This is a genomic window from Rhodococcus sp. BP-349, assembly GCF_019835845.1.
In the GTDB taxonomy this organism is placed as follows: domain Bacteria; phylum Actinomycetota; class Actinomycetes; order Mycobacteriales; family Mycobacteriaceae; genus Rhodococcoides.
In genome coordinates this window covers 932,244-957,587 of sequence record NZ_JABUDR010000002.1, presented here as the reverse complement: position 1 = coordinate 957,587, position 25,344 = coordinate 932,244, and the positions used below count along the sequence as shown (strand labels likewise).

The window sequence follows — 25,344 nt, the reverse complement described above, 5'->3', positions numbered from 1 at the left end:
CGACGCCCCCGCCGCCGTCATCCCGCCGACCGGGTCATCCGGCCGGCTGGGTGTCGGGAATGCCGCTCTCCGGTGGGGTCGCCTCCTCACCGGTGTACTCCTCGACGGCCGAGTCGCCGATGTCCGTGACCAGGACCGGGGTCAGGTTCTCCGGCTTGCCGTTCGTGATCTTGTAGACGCTGGCACCGGAGATGCCGAGGTGACTGTCCTCGGAGTAGCGGAACGGGGCGAGCTGAGGGCCGGGCAGGTCCTTGCCCTGCGACTGCAGCGCCGACACGATCGCCTCCCTGGTCGGGTTCTCGCCCGCGGCCTGCAGTGCCTGCACGAAGGCGTAGGCGTGGCTCATGCCGTAAATGCGGTAGTTGGTCAGCTCCTCACCGGTTCCGTTGGCGGCCCATACCTTCTGCCACAACTGTGTCCACGGGTTGTCCGGCGAGTCGATGCCCGGGATGTACTCGAGGGAGATCATGTTCTCGAGGGACGAGGCGCCGTCGGTCACCGCGCCTTGCGAGAAGCGTCCGAGCAGCGACCCCACGAGGTCAACGTCGGAACCGATGGAGCTGTAGAACCATTCGGGCGTGTAGTTCAGTCGGCGGGAGACCAGCTGGCTCAGTGCCGTGTACGACGGGACGTTGAAGCCCAGGATCAGATCGGCACCCGCCGCCTGGAGGGACGCGATCTGCGGGGCGACGTCCGTGTTGCCGGACGTGTAGCGGGCGACGCCGACGATCTGATCCTCGAGGTACTGGCGCACCGCAGCCTCGCTGTCGCGGCCGAGGTCGTCGTCCTGCAGGAAGAGTCCCACCTTGGCGTCCGGCCGGTTCTTCTGCACCCAGTCGCCGATGATCTTGCCCTCGACCTGGTAGTCGGGCTGCCACCCGAAGGTGTTGGGGTACTTGGCCGGATCGTTGCCCCACATGATCGCGCCCGAGGACACGAAGAGATCGGGGACACCCTCCTCGTTGAGGAAGTCGATGACCGCGCTGTGTGTCGCGGTGCCCAGACCGCCGACCATCGCGAACACCTCGTCCTGCAGGACCAGCTCGTTGACCACCTGCGTGGTGGTGGTCGGGTCGTACGCGTCGTCACGCACGAGGTACTCGATCTGCCGACCGTTCACCCCGCCGGCGGCGTTGACGTAGTCGAAGTAGGCCTTGGCGCCCGTGGGGATCTCGCTGTACCCGGGAGCGGCGACTCCCGTCAGGGGATAGTGCGCACCGATCTTCACCGAGGTGTCGGTGATCCCGACGGTCGAGCCCTCCGTGGACTCCTCCGCCTCCTCACGGCCACCCGCACCGCACGAGGCCACCAGTACGACGGCCGCAGCGAGAGCGGTGCCCCGCTGCGCCCATGTTCGGATCCTGTTCATCGAACTCCTTCTCTCTTCAGACGACGCTGTACGAGACGACCGCGGACCGTGCCGACCAGTCCGAGTGGCGCGAAGAGGATCACGACCACGGTGAAGATGCCGGTGACCAGAGGCGCGAGTTCCGCGGCCTGCAGGCTGCTCAACCCGGCGTCGAGGCCCAGGTTGGTCACCACCGGCGGGATGTAGGTGAGGAGCGCGGCACCGATGAGAGCGCCTGTCAGCGAACCGAGTCCGCCGATGACCACAGCGGAGAGCAGGGTCAGGGACAGCACCAGCGTGAACCCGCTCGGCGCGGCGATGCGGGAGGCCATCGCCATGATCGCCCCGGCGGCACCGGCACACGCGGCACTGACCACGAAGGCCAGGACCCGTGCCCGTCCGAGGTCGATCCCCGCGATCTCGGCCGACACCTCGTCGTCACGCACGGCGCGCCACCGCCGTCCGACGCGACTCGACGACACGTTGGCCAGCAGGAAGAACACCAGCACGAGCAGGAACCACCCGACGTAGGCCACGAACTTCGTGGACGTCAGCTCGTTCCCGGTGACGAAGAAGGCGATGTCGTCGAGCGCGGACGGCACGTCGGGACTGGGCACGATGAGACCCTGCTCGCCCCCGAGGTACTCCGAGAAGTACAGCGCGAGACCAGGGACGGCGACGGCGAGCGCCAACGTCGCGCCGGCCAGGTAGGGCCCGTGCAATCGCGCCGCGGCGACCCCGACGACGACCCCGACCAGACCGGCCACGACGGTGGCCGCGATCAGGACCAGGGGCACCGACCAGCCGGACTCGTTCGCCCGCAACATCAGTGCCGCGGTGTACGCGCCGACCGCCATGAATGCGCCGTGCCCGAGGGAGAGCTGACCGTTGAGTCCGGTGAGCACGGTCAGTCCGGCCGCGGCGATCGCGAGATACGCCACCGACGTCAGCTGGCTCTGCCGGAACGTGCTGACGCTCTCCAGCACGAGAATCACCACGACGAGGGCCAGCAGAGCTCCGAGCAGGTGGCGCCGCACGGGAGTCGACACCGCGCGGGCGAGGCGCGAGCGTGCGGGTGAGGGGGTGGGCCTGTCGGTCGTCGTCGCGTTCATGTCAGACCCTCCTCGCTGTCGCGGCAGCGAACAATCCGTTGGGACGCAACAACAACACCGCGATGAGGATGACCAGCGCCGCGAAGGACACCAGGTCCTGGCCGATGTAGCCACTGACGGCACTGAGCCCGACACCCATCAGCAGTCCACCCACCACGGCGCCCACCGGGCTGTCGAGACCGCCGAGCACGGCGGCCACGAACCCGAACACCACGACGGAGTCCATGTAGCCGGGGTGCACCAGCGACCCGCCGGCGATGAGGAGACCCGCGACCGACCCGACCACCGCGGCCAGCGCCCATCCCAGCGTGAGCATGCGACCCACGCGCACTCCCAGCAGGCGCGACACCTCCTGGCTGAAAGCACTGGCGCGCATCGTGAGTCCGAGATCGGTGAACCGGAACAGCGCGACCAGCGCGGCGAGCACCACCAGCACCGCGACGACCTTGTAGATGTCGTTGCCCGTCAGCGCCACGTCCACGGACCCGATGCGCCGACCGTCGAGACCGAACGGAGCGGGAAAGGACCGGAACTGGTTGCCGAACACCAGTGCCGCCACCGCGTGGATCACGATGAAGAGACCGAGGGTGAGGATCACCGGATTGATGTGCGACGCGCTGTCGACGTACCGGATGATCAGTCGCTCGATCAGCGCGCCGAGCACGAGGCCGGACACGAGCGCGGCGGCGAAGCCGACCCAGTAGGAGTAGCCGGCATCGACCACGACGAGCGCCACGTAGGTGGTGATCATCGCCATCGGCGCCTGCGCGAAGTTCACGATGCGCGTCGAGCGCCAGATCAGCACGAGTGCCAGAGCGAATGCGGCATAGACCATCCCGTTGGTCACTCCGTTGATGACGATGGTGAGCAGTTGTTGCACTCTGTCGTCCTTTCGTGAGGGTGGTCAGAAGCCGAGGTAGGCGTGGCGGAGTTCCTCGTCGCCGACGAGGTCGGCCGCCGGACCCTCCCGCGCCACCGTCCCCAGGGACAGCACGACGGCGTGTTCGGCGATGGACAGCGCGCTGCGGGCGTTCTGCTCGACCAGCACGACGGTGAGGCCGTCCGAGTCGACCGAGTCACGCAGCGTCTGGAAGATCTGCGCCACCACGCGGGGAGCGAGCCCGAGCGACGGTTCGTCGAGCAGCAGGATCGTCGGAGTCGCCATGAGTGCGCGCCCGATCACCAGCATCTGTCGCTCACCGCCCGACAGCGTGTGCGCGGTCGACGCCCGACGCTCCGCGAGAGCCGGGAACATGGACAGCACGCGGTCGATCCCCACCGCGGCCGCGGACCTGTTGCGGCCCAACGCTCCCAGACGCAGGTTCTCCTCGACGGTGAGTTCGACGATGACCCCGCGGCCCTCGGGCACGTGCGACAGTCCACGCCGTGACATCGACTCCGGACTCGCTCCGACGAGGTCGACCTCGCCCATCCGGATGTGGCCGGACACCGGCTGGTGCAGCGCCGAGATCGTCCGGAGCAGGGTCGTCTTGCCGGCACCGTTGGCACCGAGCACCGCGGTGACCGCGCCGCGGGGCACCCGCAGCGACACGGAGTCGAGCGCGGTGACGGCGCCGTACCGCACCGTCAGATCGGACACGGTCAGGGCGTCGCGGGTCGCCTCGTCCCGCACGACGTCACGCGTCACGGTCCACCTCGTCCCCCAGGTAGGCGGCGAGCACAGCGGGATCCTCGCGCACCGTGTCGGGTGTCCCGCGCGCGATGACCTTCCCGAAGTCCAGGACCACCAACCGATCACAGACACTCATGACCAGATCCATGTGGTGCTCGACCAGGAGGATCGACATCCTCGAGGTGAGTCCGCGGACCAGCTCACCCAGCTCGTCCATCTCCGCGTTCGACAGACCCGACGCCGGCTCGTCGAGAAGCAGCAACGTCGGCTCCCCCACCAGCGCCCGCGCGAGCGCGACGCGTTTGCGCACCGCGTACGGCAGGCTGGGCGGGTACCGGTCGGCGTACTCGTCGATGCGGAGTTCGGACAACGTGGCCAGAGCCCGGTCGCGGATCGCGGCGGTGTCGGCCCCGCTCCGAGCGAGTCCGAGCAGCCCGGCGACGATCGAGGTCCGGGCGAGATGGTCCGCACCGACCATGACGTTCTCCACCACGGTCATCCGGTCGAACAGCCCGAGGCCCTGCAGTGTGCGGCTCATACCGAGTGCCGCCAGCGCGGTCGGCTTCAGCCGGCGTACCACCCGGCCGTTCCGGGTCACGGTGCCCGACTGCGGCGCGACGAGGCCGCACGCGACGTTGAACAGTGTCGTCTTGCCCGCCCCGTTGGGTCCGATGACTCCGACGACCTCGCCTCGTCGGACATCGAGTCCGACGTCCGACAGGGCGACGATGCCGCCGAACGACACGGTGACGGACGACAGCTCGAACACGGACTCGGTCATGGTCTCGATCGTTGACACAGTGGCCCACCTCACATCTCGGTGGCACTCACTATGGTCACTCCGCACAGTCGGCGATATGGTCTCCGCGCACGAAAAGGGTCATGCCGCGGGCACCAATTTCGGTCAAACCGCTCGAACCGTCGGGCGCTGTGCGCAAAAATGCGCGCATGGCGTCGCCGTCGATCGGCCGTGGATCGGGGCTGCATCCTGTCCGCGGACGGCTGTCGGCGGAGGAACGAGCCGCGATCCAACGCGCGTGGGCGACGCTGATCCCGGAGGCGGACGCCATCGCCGACTCCATCACGTTGGCCCTGTTCGAGCAGGACCCCGACTACCTCCAGGCCGGCTCCGACATCACGGCCGTGGTCCGTCGCAGCACGCGGGAACACATCCGTCTGGGGCTGCGCAAGCTCAGCGGCACGCAGCACGGGAGCGAGGACAACACCGAGGTGTGGCGGCGCACGGGTCGCGAACGGGCGCGCCAGGGAATCCCCATGGAGCTCGTGCTCAAGGCGTACACCCTCGGTAGTCGCACGTTGTGGGAGGAACTCGTCAACGCTCGCGGCGCGAATCCCGGGCTGCTGGAGCCGCGCCTGCTTCTCGTCGCCGGCCAACGGCTGTGGCACGCACTCGATGCGCAGAACACGATTCTCGTCGACTCCTATCGCCGCGAGACCACGCGTATGCAACAGCGCGACGTCACCAAGATCCTCGCCGTTCTCGACGGCTTGCGCGACGGGCGCGGAGCCGATCCCGCGTTCGTCGTCGATGCGCGGAACACACTGGGGCTCACCGCACAGCATCGAATCGCGTGCGTGGTCGGCCCGCTGTCCGAGCGGGGTGACCCACCCCTGACCTCACCGGAGGACGCGGTCGACGGCGTGACATCACTGTCGCACTGGCACATTCGCGACGGGGTCCAGTTCGGCGTCGTGTGCCCTGCCAAGGCCGACCTCGGTCCCGTGGCCGACGCTCTCGCCGCGCGCGCGGCCGGGCCGGTGGGCATCGCCGCGTCGACGGACGGACTCGTGACCTTCGCCGCCGCGTACCGAGCTGCCGCGCGCACGGCGGCCACCATCGGCGCCGGCGACACTCCCGCCGCGGTGGCCACGGACCGACTGCCCCACATCGTCATGTCTGCCGACGACGAGATCTCGGATCTGGTCGTGTCCCACGCACTCGGGTCGCTGAACGGACACCCGCCCGCGCAGCGGGAGGTACTGCTCCGAACTCTGGCGCACGTCCTCGCCACCGACGGTTCACCCACCAACGCCGCCAAACTGCTGTACTGCCACCGGAACACGGTGATCTATCGGCTTCATCAGGTCGAGGAACTGACCGGCCGATCCATCACCGCGCCGGACGACCGGCTCCTCCTCACCCTTGCCCTGGTCCGCTCCGGGCACTGGGCGGACGCGGTGGCCGGCGTCGGCGCCGCCGCGACTGTCACACCAGAGAGCTCGACCGCAACGTCAGCACGGTGATCTCGCTCGGTGCGAAGACACGGAACGGCGGACCCCAGAACCCCGTGCCCCGGCTCGTGTAGAGCTGCGTGCGGGCACCGTGACGGCTGAGTCCGTGGACGACAGGTTGATCGAGTCGGACGAGCAATCCGAACGGCCAGATCTGCCCGCCGTGTGTGTGCCCGGAGACCTGCAGATCCACTCCCGCCGCCACTGCCGCGTCGATCTGCTTCGGCTGATGCGCCAGCAGGAAGATCGGCAGCGACGGTTCCGCGTCCGCCAGCGCGGCGGTCAGATCCGCGCCGTGGCCCACCTCGCCCGACCCGCGCGCGGTCCTGTCGTCCACCCCGGCGACGACGAGCCTGTCACCACCGCGCATGACGGTGATGTGCCTGTTGTGCAACGAGTCCCAACCCAGTGACGTCATGTGGTCGAGCCACTCCTGGGCCTCGCCGAAGTACTCGTGGTTGCCCGTGACGTAGACGCGTGCCGACTTCGCGTGCACTCGTTCCAGGGGCGCCACCTGCTCGCGTCGACGCTCCACCGACCCGTCGGCGAGATCACCCACGTGACAGACGATGTCGGCGTCCTGGCGATTGATCTCCGCCACGACGTCGGAGGACCAGACGGACCGTTCGATCGGACCGTAGTGCGTGTCCGTCACCAGGACGACGCGGAGCCCGTCGAGTCCGGCGCCGAGTCGATCGAGCGTCACCGTCACGTGCTTCGTGCGCGGCAGCCGCATCGCCTCGCGTCGTCCCCACACCGCCAACGCGACGATGACGGCCAGCACGGCGCCGGCGACGATGCGCGATCGCAGCGGATCGTCGACCCCGACGACGCCGAGCCCGAGCCGTACGACGAGCCCGATGATCGACCACACGAACGCGATCCACACCAGTCCGAGCAGGGTGTCCCCGATGCGCGCCCACCGGTCGGAGTGTGCCCGGCCGTGCCCCTTCGCCATGCCGACCACGAGTGCGGCGGCAGCACCGACCGCGACCACCGTCGCGATGATCCTCGCGGCGATCGGCCAGTCCGCGCCGGTGAACGCGAGAGTCCACAGCGGCGTCCCGAACAGGATCGCGAGAACGACTGTCACGACGGCGAGCCGGCCCACGGGCGGCCCGCCGGACGGAGTGCTCTCGCGAACCTCGCCCGGCACTGAGTGGTCCGACATGGTGCACGTTCCTTCGGTGTCGGGAGCGTCGGCGATCTCTCGAGGAGCATCGCCGCGCGTGGGAGAGACGCGTCAACCGTACGCGGAACCGTGCGGCCGGTCCGCGCGTCGAATGTCACGGGGATCGTGGCACCGCGGTCGGGGAGGACACGAACATGGGGTTCGACATCACGGGGGTGATCGGTGCCGCGGGCGAGACGATCTCGGACGCGGCGTCGGAGGTGGTCGACTTCGCGACGGGACACGACAGCGACGCGGCGGAGTCCGCGGCACGACTGACGGCGGAGTTCCACGCCGACGACGCCGTCCGGGTCGCCCGCGAGGCCGTCGACAGGTCCAGGGTGGGCGACACGGCGAGTGGCGCGAGCGTCGTGGTCCCGGAGGCGTTCGACGGCATGTCGCACCCCGAGATGTTCGCGTACACCACCGAACTCACGCCGGAGCTCCTCGATTCCGGTGCCGCGATGTGGCGCGAGGCCCACACCCGGGCGACCGCACTGGTGTGGACCCTGTGGAACGACCTCGGCGCCGTGCTCGGGACCGACTGGCAGGGCGCCGCGGCCGACTCCGCGCTCGCCGCGATCACGACGTACCGCACCGAGTCGCTGCGCACCCTCGACCTCATGGACATCGTCGCGGGCAAGCTCGAGCAGTCCCGCGACGGGTTCGCGCTCACCCGCGCCACCATGCCCGCCCCACAGTCGTTCACACCGTCGGACTGGGCGCGCACCGCGATGACGGCCGCGTTCCTCGGACCCGTCGGCGCCGCCGGGTCGATCACCGCGATGATGGCCGAGGAGGAGGAGCGGCGCGCCGAGGCCGTGGCGGTCATGAACGGCACCTACGTCCCCACCGCCGTCCGAGCCGATCACGGCGTGCCGGTGCTCACGCCGCCGGGAGATCCGGCGAGCGGGTCCGCGTCGGGTTCCTCGTCCTCGGCGGCCGGTGGCATGCGCGGAGGTGTCGACGCCGCATCGCTCGGTTCGTCGGCACTCTCGTCGCTCGCGACGAGTCCCGCACCGACGACGGCGGCGTCGGTCGGCGACTCGACGCCCGTCGCAGGGTCACCGCCTGCGGCCGCCGCCGCCCAGAACTCTGCGGGAGCAGGCACGAGCGGCACCCCGAGCGGCGCAGCTCCGCCGTCGGGTGTCGCACCCGTGAGCACGGCACCGGTCGGCCCGTCGGGGTCCCGGCCTGCCCTGACCTCACCCGCGGGCTTCGGGCGCGGCTCGACCCCCGCCGGGTACGGGACGGCAGGGCAGCGGTCGTCGGCGGGATCCGGTGGGTCGGGCGCGCGGACACTCGGTCCGGGATCCTCGTCCGGGCGCGGCCCCGCGGGAGGTACCAGCGGCCCCGTCCTGCAGAGCGCGACCTCAGCCGGCGCGGGCGGTTCCGGCGCGGGCACCCGCGCGGCGGCCTACGGACCGGGCGCGATGATGCCGGGGAGCCGCGCCGGTGGAGACCAGGACGGCGAACACACCACGGCGGGCTACCTGGTCACGGCGGACAACGGCGACCGCCTGGTCGGGGAGCTCCCACTCGTCGCTCCCCCGGTGATCGGGTGATCGTTCGAGCGGCTCCCACGGGGGTCGCCTCGTGGCACCTCACGTCACTCGAGTTCGCCGTGCTTCTGGACCGGATCGGCCGCGATCGAGTGCCGTTCCCCTTCTCCTGGACCACGTGCGCCCGCACAGCCGCGGATCTGCGTGCGGAACGCGAGGCCGCCCGTCGACGCCTCGGCGACCGATCGCTGCTGGCCGCCGCGTCCCTGCTCGGCGGACCCGGACTGCAGGTCACCGCCTGTGGGGTGGAGTCGGGCGATCGACGCGTCCGCATCCGAGCCGCAACCGCGTACTCCGCAATCCCGCTCCATTCCGACCGGCCTCCGGCCTTCGCGCTCCATTCCGACCGGCCTCCGGCCTTCCCGCTCCATTCCGACCGGCCTCCGGCCTTCCCGCTCGCCGTCGTGGTGGTCCAGGACCCGGGACCGACCTCCGACACCGGCGGCACGGTCCACGTGCACGCCGTACCACCGGAGCGCATGACCCACACCCTCACGGCGGCGCTGCCCCACCGCCGCGCGGGACGGGTGACGCCGTCGTCCGTGTCCCGCGACGACGTGGTCCGCGCTCCGTCGTCCCACCTGCACGATTCGCGTGACGACACCGACCGCGAGCGCGTGATCCACATCCTCGACGGGCCACGGGAGGGGCTCGGTGAGATCGTCGTGGGACACGGCGGCGACGGCCCGCTCGAGGCGATCGCCGGCAGACGGTGGATCGATGCCGTCGGCGACGGGCGCTACCTGGTGCACGCGACCGACGTGGTGACCGTGCTGCCCGCCACGGCCCAGACCATCGCGACGGCGCTCGACGACGAGATCCGACGGGCCGGTGCGGTACCACCGGTGACGGGTACACGCAGCTAGGGTTGGGCCATTGAACGCTGCGGCGCTGACGCGTGCGCGGCCGATCGAGAGGACTGGGCAGATGAGCGATCGCTACCCGCGCGACTCCGACAACCGCGACGTCGGCAACTACGGCTACGACGACCGCACTCGGGCCTACGGTCGGCAGGAGCCCTACGCCGAGCCCGGTGGTCAGCGCTACGCGCCGCAGAAGCCTGCATCGTCCGGACTGAAGTTCGACGTCGGCCCGTTCATCGGCGGAGTCGTCGCCACCGCCATCACCACGTTCATCGCAGGATGGGTGGCCACGGCTATCGTCCAGGCCGTCTACAACCGCACCGGAACCAGCGTGTTCTGGATGTACGGACTGGAAGATCCCTGGATCGCCGGTGTGTACGGCGCCCTCGCCGCGATCCTCGCCGGAGCGTTCATGCTCCTGCTGTTCCAGGCGGTGCCGTCACCGAACACGTTCTTCAGCTGGATCGCCGGCCTGGTGGTCGTCGCGATCATCGTGCTGCCGTTCCTCGCCGCGGGAGCGATCACCGCTGCGTTCGGCTCCGCGATCGTCAACGGCCTGATGGGGTTCGTCATCGTGGCCCTGCTGTCCACCACCGCGGCGAAGACGTATCACGGTCGTCCCTGACAACCCCCGTCGTGCGTGACGCTCAGGGAATCCAGTACCCCTGAGCTTTGACCGACCTGCGCGGAACACGGTAGTCGGACTTCAGGATCGACGCGATCGAGCGCGTCGTGACCGTGTCGCACGCGACCCACGCGGCGTGGCGGGACGCGTCGAACGCTGCGATCGAGACGGCCTCCACCATCGAGGCACCGTCGTCACGCCGTCGTACTCGATGGACCTGCGTGGCGCTCGTCGCCGCGAGCGGGAGCGCGTCGTCGCCGTCGTGCACGGTCTCGAGCCACAGGGTGACGGGAAGATCGTCGGGCAGTGCGGCCAGCAACGAGTTCACCGCGGGAAGTGCCGCGCTGTCTCCCGCGATGAGGTACCCGGCGGGAAGCGGGTCCGGTACCGCGTACTTCGAGCCCTGGAAGGTCGCCTCGAGGGTGTCGCCGGGGGCGGCGCGTCGCGCCCAGTGCGCGGCCGGACCGTCGTGCAGCGCGAACTCGAGGTCGAAGCGGTCGTTCTCGGGGTCCGGGTGCACGACCGTGTAGGCACGATGGTGCAGCGAGGCACTGCCGTCGTCGGTGGGAAACCACAGGCGCAACCACATCGTGGGATGCACGGGCTTACGCGTGAACAGTCCACCCGCGGAGACCGTCAGCCGACGGTAGTGCGGGGTGACGTCCTCCGCCGCGAGGACGGTGAGCAACACGTCCGAGCCGCCCATCAGCTTGAGGACCGTGCCCTGCCAGCCCTTGGTCTGCTCGCTGGTCGCTGCGTCGGTCATGCAGCTGAGGGTAGCCTAACCCTGACCGACGTGGGGGTGCGCCAACTCCTCGAGGTACTCCGCGATGCCGTCGTCGTCGTTGCTCGCGACCACCCGATCGACGAGAGCCTGCACCTCGGGGATGGCATTGGACGGACAGATCGCGGTGCCGGCCCACGCGAGCATCTCCAGATCGTTGCGTGCGTCGCCGGCGGCCGCGACCTCCCGCCGTGCGATTCCGCGGCGCTCGCACAGCGCCGCCAGAGCGGTCGCCTTGGACACTCCGCGCGCGGCGATCTCCACGTAGGGCGCGCCGGAATGGGTGACCGAGACATCGTCGACACCGCCGGCGAGCAACGCGCGGTAGAGATCGACGCTCGGCACGGTGGCGTGGCGGGCGACGATCTTCACCATGTCCTCCCGCAACCACGGGAAGGCCGGAGGCCGGTCGCTGTCGGACGGGAAATCACCACCGACGACAGTGTCCATGGTGGACGGGTCGCGGTGATGGTCGGAGAACACGCACAACGCGGCATATCCCGTCTCCGCGACGAACGAGGTGGGTCCGACCGCGGCGACCACGGTTCCCGGTACGAGGGCGCGCACCCGGTCGACCGCGGCCTGGCCGATGGCGACGTCCATCCCCACGGTCTCGGTGATCACGGGTGTCCCGTCAGCGAGATCGATGAGGACGGCGCCGTTGGCGCACACCGCGATTCCGCGGAAACCGCTCTGCTCGGCGAACTCGTGCACGGAGTGCCGCGCACGGGCGGTGGCCCACACCACGTCGATCCCCGCGTCTCGCGCTGCCGCCATGGCGTCGGCGGTGCGCGCGGAGATGGTCCGGTCGGAGCGCAGCAGCGTCCCGTCGAGATCGGTGGCGAAGAGTCGAACGGTCACCGGGTCAGCCTCTCACCCGGTGACCGTTCCGACCGGGAGTCAGCTCAGCGCGTCGGCGATGGGCGTCTCGCCCTGGTCGAACTCGATCATGCGACCGGCCGTGGACGGGGTGTCGAGGACGGTGGCGATCACGGCGGCCACGTCGTCGCGACTGACCGAGGCGCCCGTCGCTCCCTGCTCCTTGGTGGTGATGGATCCGGTGCCGGCGTCGTCGGTGAGGCCGGACGGCGCGACGATGGTCCAGGACAGGTCGCTGTTCTTCAGGTGCTGGTCGGCCTCGGCCTTCGCCTCGGCGTACGCGTAGAAGGAGTCGTCCGGGGAGACACCGTGATCCGGGCCCGCACCGAAGTACGACACCAGCACGAACCGCGGGACCCCCGACGCGGACGCCGCGTCGATGGAGCGGATCGCGGCATCGCGATCGACGGCGTAGGTGCGGTCGGTGTCGCCGCCACCGGCGCCGGCAGCGAACACGACCGCGTCGTGACCGGTGACGGATCCGGCGATCTCCTGGGTGGTCTGCGCCTCGACGTCCGCGACGACGGCGGTGGCTCCGGTCTTCTCGATGTCGGCGGTCTGGTCGGGATTGCGGATCAGCGAGCTGACCTCGTGCCCGTTCTCGGTCAGGATCTTCGCGAGCTTCAGAGCGATCTTGCCGTGGCCGCCGACGAGTGCGATGCGTGACATGAGTTCCGGGTGTCCCTTCTTCGAGCGTGGGCGGCCGTACGACCGTCCACGGAGGGGAGTTCCCTGCTGTCGGCGCCCGACAAACATCGGGCGCCGATCAGGGATACGGTCTGCCCGCCGCGGCGGGACCACGCACCTTCCCGACGAGCCCGGCGACCGCCAGGATGGTGACCACGTAGGGCAGCATCAACATGAACTCGCTGGGTACCGGCGAGCCGATGATGCCGAGCACGTTCTGCAGGTTGGACGCGAATCCGAACAGCAGGGCCGCCAACGTCGCACGGACGGGATCCCAGCGTCCGAAGATCACGGCGGCGAGGGCGATGTAGCCGGCACCCGCGGTCATCTCCTTGCCGAACGCACCGACCGACCCCAGGGTGAAGTACGCGCCGCCCATGCCGGCGATGGCGCCCGCGAGGCAGACGTTCCAGAAGCGGGTGCGGGCGACGTCGATACCCACGGAGTCCGCGGCGCGCGGATGCTCACCGACCGCGCGCAACCGCAGGCCCCACCGCGTGCGGAAGAGGCCGACGAACACGGCCGCCACAGCGATGTACATGACGTACTCGATGATTGTCTGCCGGAACAGCACCGGACCGACGATCGGGATCTGCGAGAGCAGCGGGATCTCGATGCGGGGAAAGCGCGGCGGCGTGTTCAGTGTCGCGGCGCTGGGGACCAGCACCTTGGAGTACAGGAAGCTGGTGAGCCCGACGACGAGCACGTTGAGCACCACGCCGACGATGACCTGGTTGACGAAGTACCGGATGGAGAACACCGCGAGGACGCTGCCCACCAATGCTCCTGCGACGAGGGCCGCGGCGAGACCGACGTACGGCGACCCGGTGAGCGTCGCGACCACCGCGCTGACGAACGCGCCGCCGAGGAGCTGGCCCTCGATGGCGATGTTGATGATGCCGACGCGTTCGGAGACGACGCCGCCGAGTGCACCGAAGATGAGCGGGGTGCTGAGGGCGACGGTTCCGAGGAGCAGCCCCGGCACCGGAATGGTCTCGCCCACCGCGGACCACGTGAGGAACAGGAGGACGAACGCGACGGCGAACACCGCGGTGACCGCCACCGGTGTGCGCTGCCCCGCCCGGGTGCGGACCGCACTGAACACCGCGAGGGCGGCGAGCAGAATCACCAGCGCGATGCACGTGGCGCGCGCGGGCAGCCCCACGTCCGGCAACCTGACGAAGTCGCTGTCACTGGCCAGGGAGAACGTGCTGGTGCCGCTGTCGCCCCGCAGCCCGAAGGCGAGAAGCGCGACGACGGTGACGACACCGAGGACGACGGGAAGCTTCCAGGACGCGGCGGGACGGGACCCGGCGTCGGGAGGAGCCGTGGCGAGCGTACTCATCAGCTCACCCCTTTCGCTCGAGGTTCGGGTAGTCGGAACACGGCTCGCACCAGAGGTGGCGCGGCGATGAACAGGACGATGACCGACTGGACGACGAGCACGATGTCGATGGGGATCGACTCCGCGGCCTGCATCGCGAAGCCGCCCGCCTTGAAGGCTCCGAACAGGATGCCGGCGGCGAACACACCCCACGGACGCGAGCGCCCCAGCAGTGCCACCGTGATGGCGTCGAATCCGATGCCGGCGTCGATGTCCGCGGAGAAACCCGTGGTGACGGTACCGAGGACCTGGGCGACACCGGCGAGCCCGACCAGGGCACCGGAGAGGACCATCGCGTAGATGTACACGCGCTCGACCTTGATACCGGCCACGCGGGCCGCGGAGGCGTTCTCCCCCACGACGCGGAACCGGAAGCCGATGCTCGACCTCTCGAGCAACCACCAGACTGCTGCGGTCACGGCGATGACGAGGACGAATCCCCAGTGCAGCGAGTACTTCGACCCGAACAGCGACGGCAGGATCGCGTCGTCCATCATCGCGGGCGTCTTCGGGTTGTTGGAGCCCGGTGCCTGCAGCGCGCCGGGAGTACGCAGCAGGTACGAGATCAGGTAGAACGCGACGTAGTTGAGCATGATCGTCACGATCACCTCGTGCGCGCCGGTCCGGGCTCGCAGCAGGCCGGCGATGCCGCCCCACAGCGCGCCGCCGACGACGCCGGCCAGGATCGCGACGATGAGGTGCACGTAGGGCGGCAGGTCGAAGGTGAACCCGACGTAGCCGGCACACGCGGCGGCGATGAGCATCTGGCCGCGGCCGCCGATGTTGAACATGCCGACCCGGAACGCCAGCGCGACACCGAGACCCGCGGCGATCAGCGGGGTGGCGAAGGTGAGGGTCTCGGTGAGCGGACGGATACCGTCCGCGAAGCGAGGCCGTCGGAAGTTGTAGACGCTGCCCTGGAAGAGCGCCGAGTAGGCGCCCCAGACCGAGTCCCAGATCGCGGAGAGCATGTCCGTGGGGCGTGAGAAGAAGTAGCCCGCCGTCTCACGCACCTGCGGATCGGTGACGGCGATGAGAATCGCGCCGACGACGAACGCCATCAGGACCGACAGCAGGGACAGCAGCACACTGCCACTGGCGATCTTGCGCAGCACCGACTCGGACGTGGACGGCGGCGTCGCGGTGTCCGTCGCGGTCACGCGGCTCCCTCGGTGTTCGCGTCGGTGGAGTGGCCTCCGGCCATGAGCAGTCCCAACTCTTCTCGTGAGGCGTCGCCGGACACGATGCCGACGATGGTGCCTCGGTACATCACCGCGATGCGGTCGGCCAGCGCCGACACCTCGTCCAGCTCGGACGAGATCACGATGACGGGGGTGCCCGCGTCCCGCGTCGCGACGATGCGCTTGTGCACGAATTCGATGGATCCCACGTCGATTCCGCGAGTGGGTTGCGACGCGATGAGCAGGCGCAGGTCGCGCCCGAGTTCCCGTGCGAGCACGACCTTCTGCTGATTACCGCCCGACAGTCGCCCGACGGCCGTGTCGATGCTCGGCGTGCGGATGTCGAACTCCGACACCTTCTCCGACGCGAAAGACCGCAGGAACGAGCGCACGATACTGCCGCGAGCGGAGAACGGCCCGCCGTGCGACCGGTCGAGCATGAGGTTCTCGGCAATGGTGAACTCGCCGACGAGTCCGTCCTCGGTGCGGTCCTCGGGAACGAAACCCACACCGGCGTCCAGCACGGACTTCACGTCGCGACCGACCAGCGAGGCCCCGTCGAGCGTGATCTGCCCGGTCATCGCCGGATGCAGACCCAGCAGTGCCTCCGCGAGCTCGGTCTGACCGTTGCCCTGCACACCCGCGATCGCCAGGATCTCCCCGGCCCGGACCTCGAAGGACACGTCGTTCACCACCGGGCCGGCAGCTCCCGGCACCGTCAGGTTCGACACGACCAGCGCGGCATCCCCCAGCTGCGCCGGTTCCTTGGCGACGCGCAACTGCACGTCGCGACCGACCATGAGGGACGCCAGTTCGCCGTCGGTGGCGGTCGGTTCGGCCTGGCCGACGACCTTCCCGAGGCGGACCACGGTGATGCGATCGGCGACCACGCGCACCTCACGCAGCTTGTGCGTGATGAAGACGATGGCCGTTCCCGCCTCGGCGAGCTGACGCATGATCGTCATCAGCTCGTCGGTCTCCTGCGGGGTGAGGACCGCCGTGGGCTCGTCGAAGACCAGGATGTCGGCCTCGCGGGAGAGCGCTTTGATGATCTCGACGCGCTGCTGCACGCCGACCGGGAGATCGCCCACTGTCGCGTCCGGATCCACGTCGAACCCGAAGCGGGCCGACACCTCCCGTACCAGCGCACGAGCCGCGTCGAGGTCGAGGCGACCGCCGAAGGTCGTCTTCTCGTTGCCCAGGATGATGTTCTCGGCGACGGTGAACACCGGGATCAACATGAAGTGCTGGTGCACCATGCCGATCCCGGCGCTCATCGCCTCGCCGGGGCCGGCGAAGGTGCGCCGCTCCCCGTCGATGAGGATCTCGCCCTCCTCCGCCCGGTACAGACCGCTGAGGACGTTCATCAGCGTCGACTTCCCGGCACCGTTCTCACCGAGCAGGCAATGGATCTCGCCCGCCTCGACGGTCAGATCGATGTGGTCGTTGGCGACCAGGGAACCGAAACGCTTGGTGATGCCCCGAAGTTCGAGCTTCGGCAGGTCGTGCCCGGAGCTGCTGTCGAGCCTGGACGCGGTGTCGTTCGACGCCATCGTCAGTTGGGCGACGAGGGCGACGTGACCGTGATCGATCCGTCGATGATGCCCGCGCGGATCGTGTCGAGTTCACCCTGCAGAGCCGGATCGATCTGCGACTCGAAATCGTGGAACGGCGCGATACCGACACCGTCGTTCTCGAGGGTGCCGACGTACGGGGTGTTGTCGAAGGAGCCGTCGCCGACCGCCTTGACCACTTCCTCGGTGCTGGTGGCAAGGCCCTTGGTCACCGACGTGAGCACCAGGTCGGACACCGACGGGTCGGAGACGTACACGTCGGCGTCGGCGCCGACCAGCGCGATCGGCCGGTTGGCGTCACGGATGGCCTGGGCTGCGGACTGGTAGATCGGACCACCGACCGGGAAGATGACGTCGGCGTTCTGGTCGATGAGGCCCTGCGCGGTGTTCTTCGCGACCTCGTTTGCCTCGAATCCACCTGTGAAGGAGCCGTTCTGGGCGTCGACGTCCCAACCGATGACGCGGACGTCGCGGTTCTTCTGCTCGTTGAAGTACTTCACACCGTCGGCGAAGCCGTCCATGAAGATGGTGACGGTGGGGAACTGAGATCCGCCGAAGGTGCCCACGGTGTTGGTCTTGCTGTAGCTCGCTGCGGCGTAGCCGGCGAGGAACGCGGACTGCGCCGTGTCGTAGGTCAGCGGCTTGACGTTGTCCAGTTCGATGGACGAGTCGTCGACGATGGCGAAGTTGACGTCGGTGTTCTGCTCCGCGGCTTCCTTGGTGGCGTCCGCGAGCGCGAAACCGACCGTGACAACCAGTCCGCAGCCCTGATCGACGAGGTTGTTCAGGTTGGGGGTGTAGTCCGTCGGGGAGTTCGACTGCACCGTGATCGGCTCGACGTTCAGTTCGCCGGCCGCGGTCTGCAGGCCCTCGTAGCTCAGCTGGTTGAAGGACTTGTCATCGAAGCCGCCGGAGTCGGAGACCATGCACGGGGTGAAGTCACCCGAGTCGGATCCGCCGCTCGCGCTGTCTTCCGGCGCTGACCCACAGGCGGTGACCAGGGTGAACGCGCTCGCGACTGCGACGGTGGAGAGTGTTGCTCTGGAAAGGGTGTTCGGCACGGGTGTGCTCCGTTTCGCTCGTGGCTGTGATGGAACATTAACCCGAGCGTCGGACGAGCGCCGAGCGTCCGCCCGAAAACGTGCGTGCGACCCGCCCCCGGACATGCCACTGGGGCCGGACACCTGTCGGTGTTCGGCCCCAGTGTGAAGTTTCGGTGGGTTACTCCGAAATCAGATCGCGCGAACGCCGCTCGCCTGAGGACCCTTGGCGCCCGAGGTGACCTCGAACTCGACGCGCTGGTTCTCTTCGAGGCTCTTGAAGCCGGTGCCCTGGATCTCGGAGAAGTGGACGAACACGTCAGGTCCATCTTCCTGAGCGATGAAGCCGAAGCCCTTTTCGGCGTTGAACCACTTGACGGTGCCCTGAGTCATGGTGTTGCTCCCTACAGCTGATACTTCGAGTTTCACACCGTGTGAAACCCGGGCCGGCACTGAACGTGACGAACTCCGAGTTTCCTCAGAAAGACGCACACGCTCGCAACTACAAGTTCCCAGCGAGCGTGCATGAACACGAACACACAAAAACTACGACCTGTCAGCTGCGATAAGGCTACAACACACCGGGGACCATGCGCCACCGGTACCGCGTGAGGTGACGCGAAGCACCGAGCGGGTATACCCGTCTCATGACCGACCCGACGACCTCCGTGGCCGACGCGCTCGTCGCGCTGCGTGACCGCGCGCCCCTCGTCCACGCCGTGACCAATTACGTCACAGCGGGTTTCACCGCGAACGTACTGCTCGCTGCCGGTGCGAGCGCGGCCATGGTGGACAACGAGGACGAGGCGGCGCTGTTCGCCGGGGTGGCCGACGCGGTGCTGATCAATCTCGGCACACCCCAGCCTCAGCTGCGCGAGGTCTATCTGGCCACCGCGGCGGCCGCCGCCGCTGCGGGCACCCCGTGGGTCCTGGACCCCATCGCTGCCGGCGGACTGCCGTGGCGCGGTGCACTCGCCCGCGACCTTCTGGAGCACCGCCCCGCAGCCGTGCGGGGAAACGCGTCCGAGATCATCGGTCTCCACCGCCTGACCGGACTCGACACCGACGAGCGGAACGGGTCCGGACGCGGCGTGGACAGCTCGGACGATCCGGCGGACGCTGTCGACGCCGCACGTGGCCTGCTCGCCTACTCGACAGCGGTGTCCGCGAGTGGGGCGATCGACCACATCGCCCACGAGGGCGGACTCGCGACGGTGCACGGCGGCAGCGTCCTCATGACGAAGGTGACCGGAACCGGGTGTTCGCTCGGAGCTCTCGTCGCCGCGTACTGCGCCGCCGTCGACGACCACGGAGTCGCGACGATCGCGGCCCACACGCACGCGACGGTCGCCGCCGACATCGCGGCCGAGACCGCCACCGCGCCCGGCTCGTTCGCGGTCGCCTACCTGGACGCACTGCACGCCGTCACTCCCGACGACATCCTCCGGCGCGCGCACGTCGAGTGGCTGCCACGGTGACGTCACCGATCACCGACTACCTGGAGGCCGTGCTGCGCGCCTGCCGGAACTCGGACGGCGGCGAGGTCCTCACGGGCAACCGCATCCTCTCGGAGGCCGACCCCGACGTGTTCTCGGTCGCCGTCGTCACCGTCGAGGGCACGGTCTACTGCGCCGGCGACGTGGACTCGTCCTTCTCGATCCAGTCCATCTCCAAGGCACTCACCTACGCCCTCGCGCTGGCCGACCGTGGGCTCGACGCCGTGCACCGCAAGATCGACGTCGAGCCGTCGGGCGACGCGTTCAACGAGATCTCGCTCGAACGCGACACCGGCCGCCCGCGCAACGCGCTCATCAATGCCGGTGCCATCGCGGCACACTCGTTGGTTGAGGGGCGTGACGTCGAGCATCGCGTCGACCGGATACTCGCGCTGCACTCCGCGTTCGTCGGCCGCGACCTCTCGATCGACGACGACGTGTTCGACGCCGAGATGGAGTCGAGCGACCGGAACCTGGCGCTCGCCCACATGCTCGCCTCGGTGAAGGTCCTCGAGTGCGATGCACACGAGGTCGTCACCGGGTACGCCAGGCAGTGCAGCATCGACGTCACCACACCCGATCTCGCGATGCTCGCGGCGACGATGGCGAACGGCGGTGTCCATCCCGAGAGCGGCGAGCGGGTGGCGACGTCCGCCGTCGTGCGACAGGTGCTCTCGACCATGACCACGTGCGGGATGTACGACGGCACGGGCGACTGGATCGCGAACGTCGGCATTCCCGCGAAGAGCGGTGTGTCAGGGGCGATCATCGGCGTCCTGCCCGGTCAGCTCGGGATCGCCGTCCACTCCCCACGACTCGACGACCGCGGCAACAGCGTGCGCGGGGTCGAGGTGTTCGAGCGACTGTCGCGGGACATGGATCTGCACATGATGGACATCGCCCCGTCCGGTCACTCCGCGGTGCGCCGGGCCCGTGAGGAGGACGGCCGCACGGTGTACGAGCTGCAGGGCGACATCCGGTTCGCCGGCGCGGAGAACATCATGAGCCGCGTTCTGGCCGACCTTCCGGACGAGCCGACGCGCATCGGCCTCGAGCTCGAGCCCGCCCGAGCGGTCAACGGAGCTGCGGTGCGGCTGCTCGGTGAGCTGATCGAGCGACTGCGCAGCGACGGCCACGACGTGCAGGTGGACGACCCCAACGGGCTCATGTAGCGGGAAGGCCGGAGGCCGCCGGGGTCAGATGAGCCGGAGTTCTCTCCGTGAGCGGAAGATGCGGGGGTGGCCGGTGAGCGGATCGGTGAAGCTCAACCGGCGCGCGAGCAAATGCAGAGGTGTCGAGAAGTCGTCGGGCGCCACGGACGTGAACGTCGGGTAGTACGGGTCGCCGTGGATCGGGATGCCGAGCGAGGAGAGGTGCAGTCGCAGCTGGTGCGTCTTGCCCGTGCGAGGGAAGAGCCGGTAGCGCGCCGCGTCGCCCACCCTCTCGATGATCTCCACCCGTGTCTCGCTGTTCGGTTCACCCGGTTCCTCGTGCGCGGTCATGACGCCGTGTTCCTTGACGATCCGGCTCTCGACGATGCGCGGGAAGGTGAGGGCGGGGTCGAATCCGGCGACGGCCTCGTACTCCTTGTCCACGCTCCCGTCGACGAAGAGGTCCTGGTACGCCCGGCGGAATCGGGCTGCTCTGGTGAACATCAGGACTCCCGCGGTGGCGCGGTCGAGTCGATGGGCCGGCGTGATGTCCGGCTCATCGAAGAGCCGCCGCAGCCGCACCGTCGCGGTCTCGGTGATGTGACGCCCGCGCGGGATGGTCGCGAGGAAGTGTGGCTTGTCGACGACGACGATCGCATCGTCGACGTGCAGAATCTCCATCTCGAAGGGAACCGGCACCTCGGGCTCCGGGATCCGGTGGAAGTGCACGACGGCACCGGCGCGATAGGCCGTGTGCTCGCGGTACGGGCGGCCGCGCTCGTCGACCACCTCCCCCGCCGCCATCGTCGCCCGCCACGCGTCGCCGGGCAGCACGCTCTCCAGATATTCGAGCGTGGTCGCCGGATGCTCGCCGTGGGGCAACCGATGCCGCAGCGGTGCGAGGCCGTCCCGGGACGGCAACGGCACGGTCACGTGGGGACGCACTCGGTGCAGACCAGAGCCAACCCACGACCGTGGCCGTCGTCCGTGTCGAGGTACCGCGAGGTGGGAACACTGCAGCGTGAACAGGTTCCGATGACGGCCGGGTGGTCGGAGAACGCGACGGTGCCGCGCTGATCGAACACGTACAGCGACCCGGACCAGAGCCCGTCGTCCCCGTACCGCTCGCCGTACCGCACGATGCCGCCGTCCAGCTGGTAGACCTCCTCGAAGCCGCGCGAGCGCATCAAGGAGGACAACACCTCACATCGCACGCCCCCGGTGCAGTAGGTGACGACGGGCTTCGACTTCAGATGGTCGAACACCCCGGAATCCAACTGCGCCACGAACTCTCGCGTGTTCTCGACGTCCGGAACCACAGCGCCGTCGAAACGTCCGATCGCGGCCTCGAAGGCGTTGCGGCCGTCGAGGAAGACGACGTCGTCCCCCCGCTCGGCCACCAGCTCGTGCACCTCCTCGGGGGCGAGGTGCGTGCCTCCGCCGACGACACCGTCCGGTGTCACCTCGATCTCGTCGGGCGCTCCGAACGTCACGATCTCGGGGCGGACCCGCACGCTCAACTTCGGGAAGTCGTCACCGCGTCCGTCCGACCACTTGACATCCGCATCCGCGAACGGCGCGTACTCCTTGGTGCCGCGGACGTACTTCTTCACCGCGCGGACGTCCCCGCCGACCGTGACGTTGATGCCGTGCGGAGCGACGATGATGCGCCCGGTCAGGCCGTTCGCCGAGGCCAGGGAGTGCTGCCACAGCCGGATCGCGTCGGGATCCGGCAACGGGGTGAACACGTAGAACAGCACGATCTTGGGCGTCGACACGATCGTTCAGTCTACGTCGTCCCGCGTCAGGTCAACGGCGGTGCCGGAGCCACGGTCTGCGTTCCGCTGGCCACCCTGAACCCCGCGCCGAAGTACGCCGCCGATGCGGGATCCTCCTTGGCGACGACGTACCAGTGGTCCATCTGGGCGCCGGCCGGCGTCACCTCGAAGACGCCGAACCCGTGCGTGTCCAGGTCCACGTACTTCACGTGGTGGTTGAACGCCTTGAACGCTTCCTCCGCCACGCGGCCCACGGTGTGTTCGGGCACCTTCAAGAAGTCGTCGATGTTGGCCGAGGTGACGGAGGTGACCACGAGTTCGGTGGCGACGGTGCCCGCCGCGGGATAAGCGGCGGCGTCGACCGGTATGTCGCACGCCCATGAGGAGTGGATGTCACCGGTGATGAAGACCGTGTTGTCGACACCCGCGGTGCGGATGGCGTCGAGGAGTCGCCGTCGGTCGGCGGTGTAGCCGTCCCAGGGATCGGCGTTGTAGGACACACCCGCGGCGGGGAGGCCGAGCAGTTCGGTGACGCCGCGCGCCGCCTCCGGCTCGAGGGGCGGGATGAGCGTCGGCGTGATCATGACCGGGTTGCCGACGATGCGCCACCGGGTCGGCGACGACGTCAGACCCGAGGTCAACCACGCCATCTGGTCGGCGCCGGTGATGGTGCGGTCGGGTGAGTCGACCTGCTCGCCCTGGAACGGGAGCACCTGCTTCGAGCGGTAGGTCCGGAGGTCGAGCATCGACAGTTCCATCAAGGTGCCGAAACGCAGCCGGCGGTAGAGATGGCGATTGTTCGCCGTACCCGCGGCGCGAACCGGCATCCACTCGTAGTACGCCCGAACAGAATTCGCCTTGCGTGTCGCCCAGTCGCCCTCGGTCGCGGGCTGATGATTCTCCGCGCCCGTGTCGTACGCGTCGTTGGCCGACTCGTGGTCGTCCCACGTGCAGATCCACGGAACACCTCGGTGAGCGGCCTGGAGATCTGGATCGGACTTGTACTGGCCGTGCCGGATTCGGTAGTCGGCGAGGGAGACGATCTCGTGCACTGGATCGTGCACTCGCACGACACCGTTCTTGCCCTCGAAGCCGCCGGTCTCGTACTCGTAGATGTAGTCGCCCAGATGGATGATCGCATCGAGATCCTGGCGGGCGGCGAGATGGCGATACGCGGAGAAGTACCCCGACTCCCAATTGGCGCACGACACGACGCCGAATCGCAGGCGCGCGACGTCGGCCTCGGCGGCAGGGGCAGTACGGGTGGTGGCCACCGTCGACGACTCGCCCGCCGCCGTGAAGCGGTAGTGATAGGTGGTCGCCGGGCTCAGACCGGTGACGTCGACCTTCACCGTGTGGTCGGTGTCTGCAGAGGTGACGGCGCTGCCCGAGCGCACCACGTCGGTCAGCGCGGCGTCGCGCGCCAGCTCCCACGTGACGGTGGTGGCCGGTCCACGGCCGGACCCCGGTGTCGCGTCGGGTGTCGGCGTGACGCGGGTCCACAGCAGGATCGCATCCTCGAGCGGATCGCCCGAGGCGACGCCGTGTCGGAAGACGGACGACGCCTGCGCCGCCGCGGTCCGCGCGGTGAGGGTCGCCGCGGCGCCCACCCCTGCGGCGAGGGTGGTGGTCCGGAGGAAGCCGCGGCGGTTCAGAGAAGTCTCGTGCACGCACGTGAGTCCATGCCATGAGGGCCGATCGGTCAAGTGAACGTTCGAGCGGCGCCCTCTCAGGAACAGGACCCCCCGGTCGAATCGTTGCCCCACACATGAAGGCAATCGTCTACACCGAGACCGGTGCACCCTCCGTCCTGACCGCAGTCGACCGCGACATCGCCGAGCCCGGCGTCGGCGAGGTGCGGGTGCGCCTCGTCGTCGCCGGGGTCAATCCCACCGACTGGAAGTCGCGGACGGGAGCGGGTCCGGGACAGAAGCCTGCGTTCGACGAGGTGGTACCGGGCCAGGACGGGGCCGGGGTCGTCGACGCGGTGGGCCCGGAGGTCGAGGGCATCGCCACCGGTGACCGGGTGTGGCTGTTGCTCGCCCAGCACGAGCGCCCCACCGGAACCGCCCAGGAGTTCACCGTCGTCCCTGCGGATCGCGTGGTCCGGCTACCCGAGAACGCCGACTTCGACCTCGGCGCCTCTCTCGGCGTCCCGGCGGTGACCGCGCATCGCGCGCTCACAGTGTCCGAGGACGGACCGTCTCGTCTCCATCCGGGCGCACTGGACGGCAAGACCGTCCTGGTCGCAGGTGGTGCAGGTGCGGTCGGCCACGCCGCGATCCAGCTGGCCCGTTGGGCAGGCGCCACCGTCATCACGACGGTCAGCGGCCCGGAGAAGGCAGGTCTGGCCACCGCCGCCCGTGCGCACCACATCGTCAACTACAAGTCCGGCGACGCTGTCGCCCGCATCCGCGAACTGGCTCCGAATGGCGTGGACATCATCGTTGAAGTGGCGCCCGCCCAGAACGCGGAGCTCGATGCCGCCGTGGCCGCACCTCGCGCGTCGGTGGCGATCTACGCGAACAACGGCGGCGACGCGGTCTCGATCGACATCCGCCCGAGCATGGTCGGCAATATCCGCTACCAGTTCGTGCTGCTCTACACCGTGGGAACCGCCGCCCTCGAAGCCGCCAAGCACGATGTGACCGAAGCTGTTCGGGCCGGTGCACTTCCGGTCGGTGAGTCGCACGGGCTGCCGCTGCACCGCTTCTCTCTCGACGCCACGGCCGATGCTCATGCCGCCGTCGAGTCCGGCGTGACCGGAAAGGTACTCATCGACATCAGCGCCCCGTGATCCTTTCGTGTCAACGGTCGAGAGGC

Annotated in this window: 24 protein-coding genes; 7 read left to right on the top strand and 17 right to left on the bottom strand. The window is 69.0% G+C overall.

Features of this window, described 5'->3' with window-relative positions:
- Positions 1 to 34 precede the first annotated feature (34 nt).
- Genes HQ325_RS14825 through HQ325_RS14805 form a run of 5 tightly spaced genes read right to left on the bottom strand, consistent with a single transcriptional unit; the run spans position 35 to position 4,874 of the window.
- Positions 35 to 1,369 (bottom strand): ABC transporter substrate-binding protein, encoded by a 1,335-nt coding sequence (locus tag HQ325_RS14825; protein WP_222630561.1) that lies wholly within the window; start codon positions 1,367 to 1,369, stop codon positions 35 to 37.
- Positions 1,366 to 2,460 (bottom strand): branched-chain amino acid ABC transporter permease, encoded by a 1,095-nt coding sequence (locus HQ325_RS14820; RefSeq protein ID WP_222630560.1) that lies wholly within the window; start codon positions 2,458 to 2,460, stop codon positions 1,366 to 1,368. Before HQ325_RS14820 ends, HQ325_RS14825 begins: the two co-directional genes overlap by 4 nt.
- Before the next feature lies 1 nt (position 2,461).
- Positions 2,462 to 3,340 (bottom strand): branched-chain amino acid ABC transporter permease, encoded by an 879-nt coding sequence (locus HQ325_RS14815; RefSeq protein ID WP_222630559.1) that lies wholly within the window; start codon positions 3,338 to 3,340, stop codon positions 2,462 to 2,464.
- A 24-nt stretch (positions 3,341 to 3,364) separates the two neighbouring features.
- The gene (locus HQ325_RS14810) at positions 3,365 to 4,108 is read right to left on the bottom strand and encodes an ABC transporter ATP-binding protein (protein ID WP_308014416.1); all 744 of its coding nucleotides are present in this window, start codon (positions 4,106 to 4,108) and stop codon (positions 3,365 to 3,367) included.
- Positions 4,098 to 4,874: an ABC transporter ATP-binding protein gene (locus tag HQ325_RS14805; protein WP_261775734.1), complete on the bottom strand. Its 777-nt coding sequence runs from the start codon at positions 4,872 to 4,874 to the stop codon at positions 4,098 to 4,100. The genes HQ325_RS14810 and HQ325_RS14805 overlap by 11 nt, the downstream gene beginning before the upstream one ends.
- A 167-nt stretch (positions 4,875 to 5,041) precedes the next feature.
- Here HQ325_RS14805 and HQ325_RS14800 point away from each other — a divergent pair, with 167 nt between their 5' ends.
- Complete coding sequence (locus HQ325_RS14800; RefSeq protein WP_222630558.1) at positions 5,042 to 6,358, top strand: CdaR family transcriptional regulator; 1,317 nt, start codon at positions 5,042 to 5,044, stop codon at positions 6,356 to 6,358.
- Here the strand turns inward: HQ325_RS14800 and HQ325_RS14795 are convergent.
- Positions 6,321 to 7,517, bottom strand: a complete 1,197-nt coding sequence (locus HQ325_RS14795; protein WP_222630557.1) for a metallophosphoesterase — start codon at positions 7,515 to 7,517, stop codon at positions 6,321 to 6,323. The genes HQ325_RS14800 and HQ325_RS14795 overlap by 38 nt on opposite strands.
- 155 nt (positions 7,518 to 7,672) lie before the next feature.
- On the opposite strand from HQ325_RS14795, the gene HQ325_RS14790 reads away from it, so the two are divergent.
- The 3 genes from HQ325_RS14790 to HQ325_RS14780 all read left to right on the top strand — a co-directional run bounded on the left by HQ325_RS14790 (position 7,673) and on the right by HQ325_RS14780 (position 10,567).
- Positions 7,673 to 9,082, top strand: coding sequence for a hypothetical protein (locus HQ325_RS14790; protein ID WP_222630556.1), 1,410 nt, complete (start codon positions 7,673 to 7,675; stop codon positions 9,080 to 9,082).
- Complete coding sequence (locus HQ325_RS14785) at positions 9,079 to 9,945, top strand: ESX secretion-associated protein EspG (protein WP_222630555.1); 867 nt, start codon at positions 9,079 to 9,081, stop codon at positions 9,943 to 9,945. The genes HQ325_RS14790 and HQ325_RS14785 overlap by 4 nt, the downstream gene beginning before the upstream one ends.
- A gap of 61 nt (positions 9,946 to 10,006) precedes the next feature.
- A complete protein-coding gene (locus tag HQ325_RS14780; RefSeq protein ID WP_051613116.1) occupies positions 10,007 to 10,567 on the top strand; it encodes a hypothetical protein in 561 nt (186 codons plus the stop codon).
- Between the two features lie 22 nt (positions 10,568 to 10,589).
- Here the strand turns inward: HQ325_RS14780 and HQ325_RS14775 are convergent, their stop codons facing one another.
- The 8 genes from HQ325_RS14775 to HQ325_RS14740 all read right to left on the bottom strand — a co-directional run bounded on the left by HQ325_RS14775 (position 10,590) and on the right by HQ325_RS14740 (position 18,489).
- A complete protein-coding gene (locus tag HQ325_RS14775; RefSeq protein ID WP_222630554.1) occupies positions 10,590 to 11,333 on the bottom strand; it encodes a siderophore-interacting protein in 744 nt (247 codons plus the stop codon).
- 15 nt (positions 11,334 to 11,348) lie between these two features.
- Positions 11,349 to 12,212 carry an HAD hydrolase family protein gene (locus HQ325_RS14770; protein ID WP_285184442.1) on the bottom strand — a complete coding sequence of 288 codons (864 nt, stop codon included), beginning with the start codon at positions 12,210 to 12,212 and terminating at the stop codon, positions 11,349 to 11,351.
- Between the two features lie 39 nt (positions 12,213 to 12,251).
- Positions 12,252 to 12,899, bottom strand: a complete 648-nt coding sequence (locus HQ325_RS14765) for an SDR family oxidoreductase (protein WP_222630553.1) — start codon at positions 12,897 to 12,899, stop codon at positions 12,252 to 12,254.
- 97 nt (positions 12,900 to 12,996) lie between these two features.
- On the bottom strand, positions 12,997 to 14,262 hold the full coding sequence (locus HQ325_RS14760) for an ABC transporter permease (RefSeq protein ID WP_222630552.1): 1,266 nt from the start codon (positions 14,260 to 14,262) through the stop codon (positions 12,997 to 12,999).
- Positions 14,262 to 15,461, bottom strand: coding sequence for an ABC transporter permease (locus HQ325_RS14755; protein WP_308014417.1), 1,200 nt, complete (start codon positions 15,459 to 15,461; stop codon positions 14,262 to 14,264). Before HQ325_RS14755 ends, HQ325_RS14760 begins: the two co-directional genes overlap by 1 nt.
- Positions 15,458 to 17,035, bottom strand: a complete 1,578-nt coding sequence (locus HQ325_RS14750) for an ABC transporter ATP-binding protein (protein ID WP_222630551.1) — start codon at positions 17,033 to 17,035, stop codon at positions 15,458 to 15,460. Before HQ325_RS14750 ends, HQ325_RS14755 begins: the two co-directional genes overlap by 4 nt.
- Positions 17,036 to 17,037: 2 nt before the next feature.
- Positions 17,038 to 18,117: a BMP family ABC transporter substrate-binding protein gene (locus tag HQ325_RS14745; protein WP_308014420.1), complete on the bottom strand. Its 1,080-nt coding sequence runs from the start codon at positions 18,115 to 18,117 to the stop codon at positions 17,038 to 17,040.
- A 171-nt stretch (positions 18,118 to 18,288) separates the two neighbouring features.
- On the bottom strand, positions 18,289 to 18,489 hold the full coding sequence (locus HQ325_RS14740; protein WP_027504730.1) for a cold-shock protein: 201 nt from the start codon (positions 18,487 to 18,489) through the stop codon (positions 18,289 to 18,291).
- Positions 18,490 to 18,743: 254 nt separating this feature from the next.
- Here HQ325_RS14740 and thiM point away from each other — a divergent pair, with 254 nt between their 5' ends.
- Complete coding sequence (gene thiM, locus HQ325_RS14735) at positions 18,744 to 19,574, top strand: hydroxyethylthiazole kinase (protein WP_222630550.1); 831 nt, start codon at positions 18,744 to 18,746, stop codon at positions 19,572 to 19,574.
- Positions 19,571 to 20,764 carry a glutaminase A gene (glsA, locus tag HQ325_RS14730; protein WP_222630549.1) on the top strand — a complete coding sequence of 398 codons (1,194 nt, stop codon included), beginning with the start codon at positions 19,571 to 19,573 and terminating at the stop codon, positions 20,762 to 20,764. Before thiM ends, glsA begins: the two co-directional genes overlap by 4 nt.
- A gap of 24 nt (positions 20,765 to 20,788) precedes the next feature.
- Here the strand turns inward: glsA and HQ325_RS14725 are convergent, their stop codons facing one another.
- From HQ325_RS14725 to HQ325_RS14715, 3 genes are read right to left on the bottom strand one after another with little or no spacing between them, the layout of a single operon-like run.
- Entirely contained in the window at positions 20,789 to 21,676 is an 888-nt protein-coding gene (locus HQ325_RS14725; RefSeq protein WP_222630547.1) for a pseudouridine synthase, read from the bottom strand.
- Entirely contained in the window at positions 21,673 to 22,521 is an 849-nt protein-coding gene (locus HQ325_RS14720; protein WP_222630546.1) for a rhodanese-related sulfurtransferase, read from the bottom strand. The genes HQ325_RS14725 and HQ325_RS14720 overlap by 4 nt, the downstream gene beginning before the upstream one ends.
- Before the next feature lie 26 nt (positions 22,522 to 22,547).
- Positions 22,548 to 24,191 carry an alkaline phosphatase gene (locus HQ325_RS14715; RefSeq protein ID WP_222630545.1) on the bottom strand — a complete coding sequence of 548 codons (1,644 nt, stop codon included), beginning with the start codon at positions 24,189 to 24,191 and terminating at the stop codon, positions 22,548 to 22,550.
- A gap of 98 nt (positions 24,192 to 24,289) precedes the next feature.
- Between HQ325_RS14715 and HQ325_RS14710 the strand changes: the two genes are divergently transcribed.
- Positions 24,290 to 25,318, top strand: a complete 1,029-nt coding sequence (locus HQ325_RS14710) for an NADPH:quinone reductase (RefSeq protein ID WP_222630544.1) — start codon at positions 24,290 to 24,292, stop codon at positions 25,316 to 25,318.
- Positions 25,319 to 25,344: the final 26 nt, after the last annotated feature.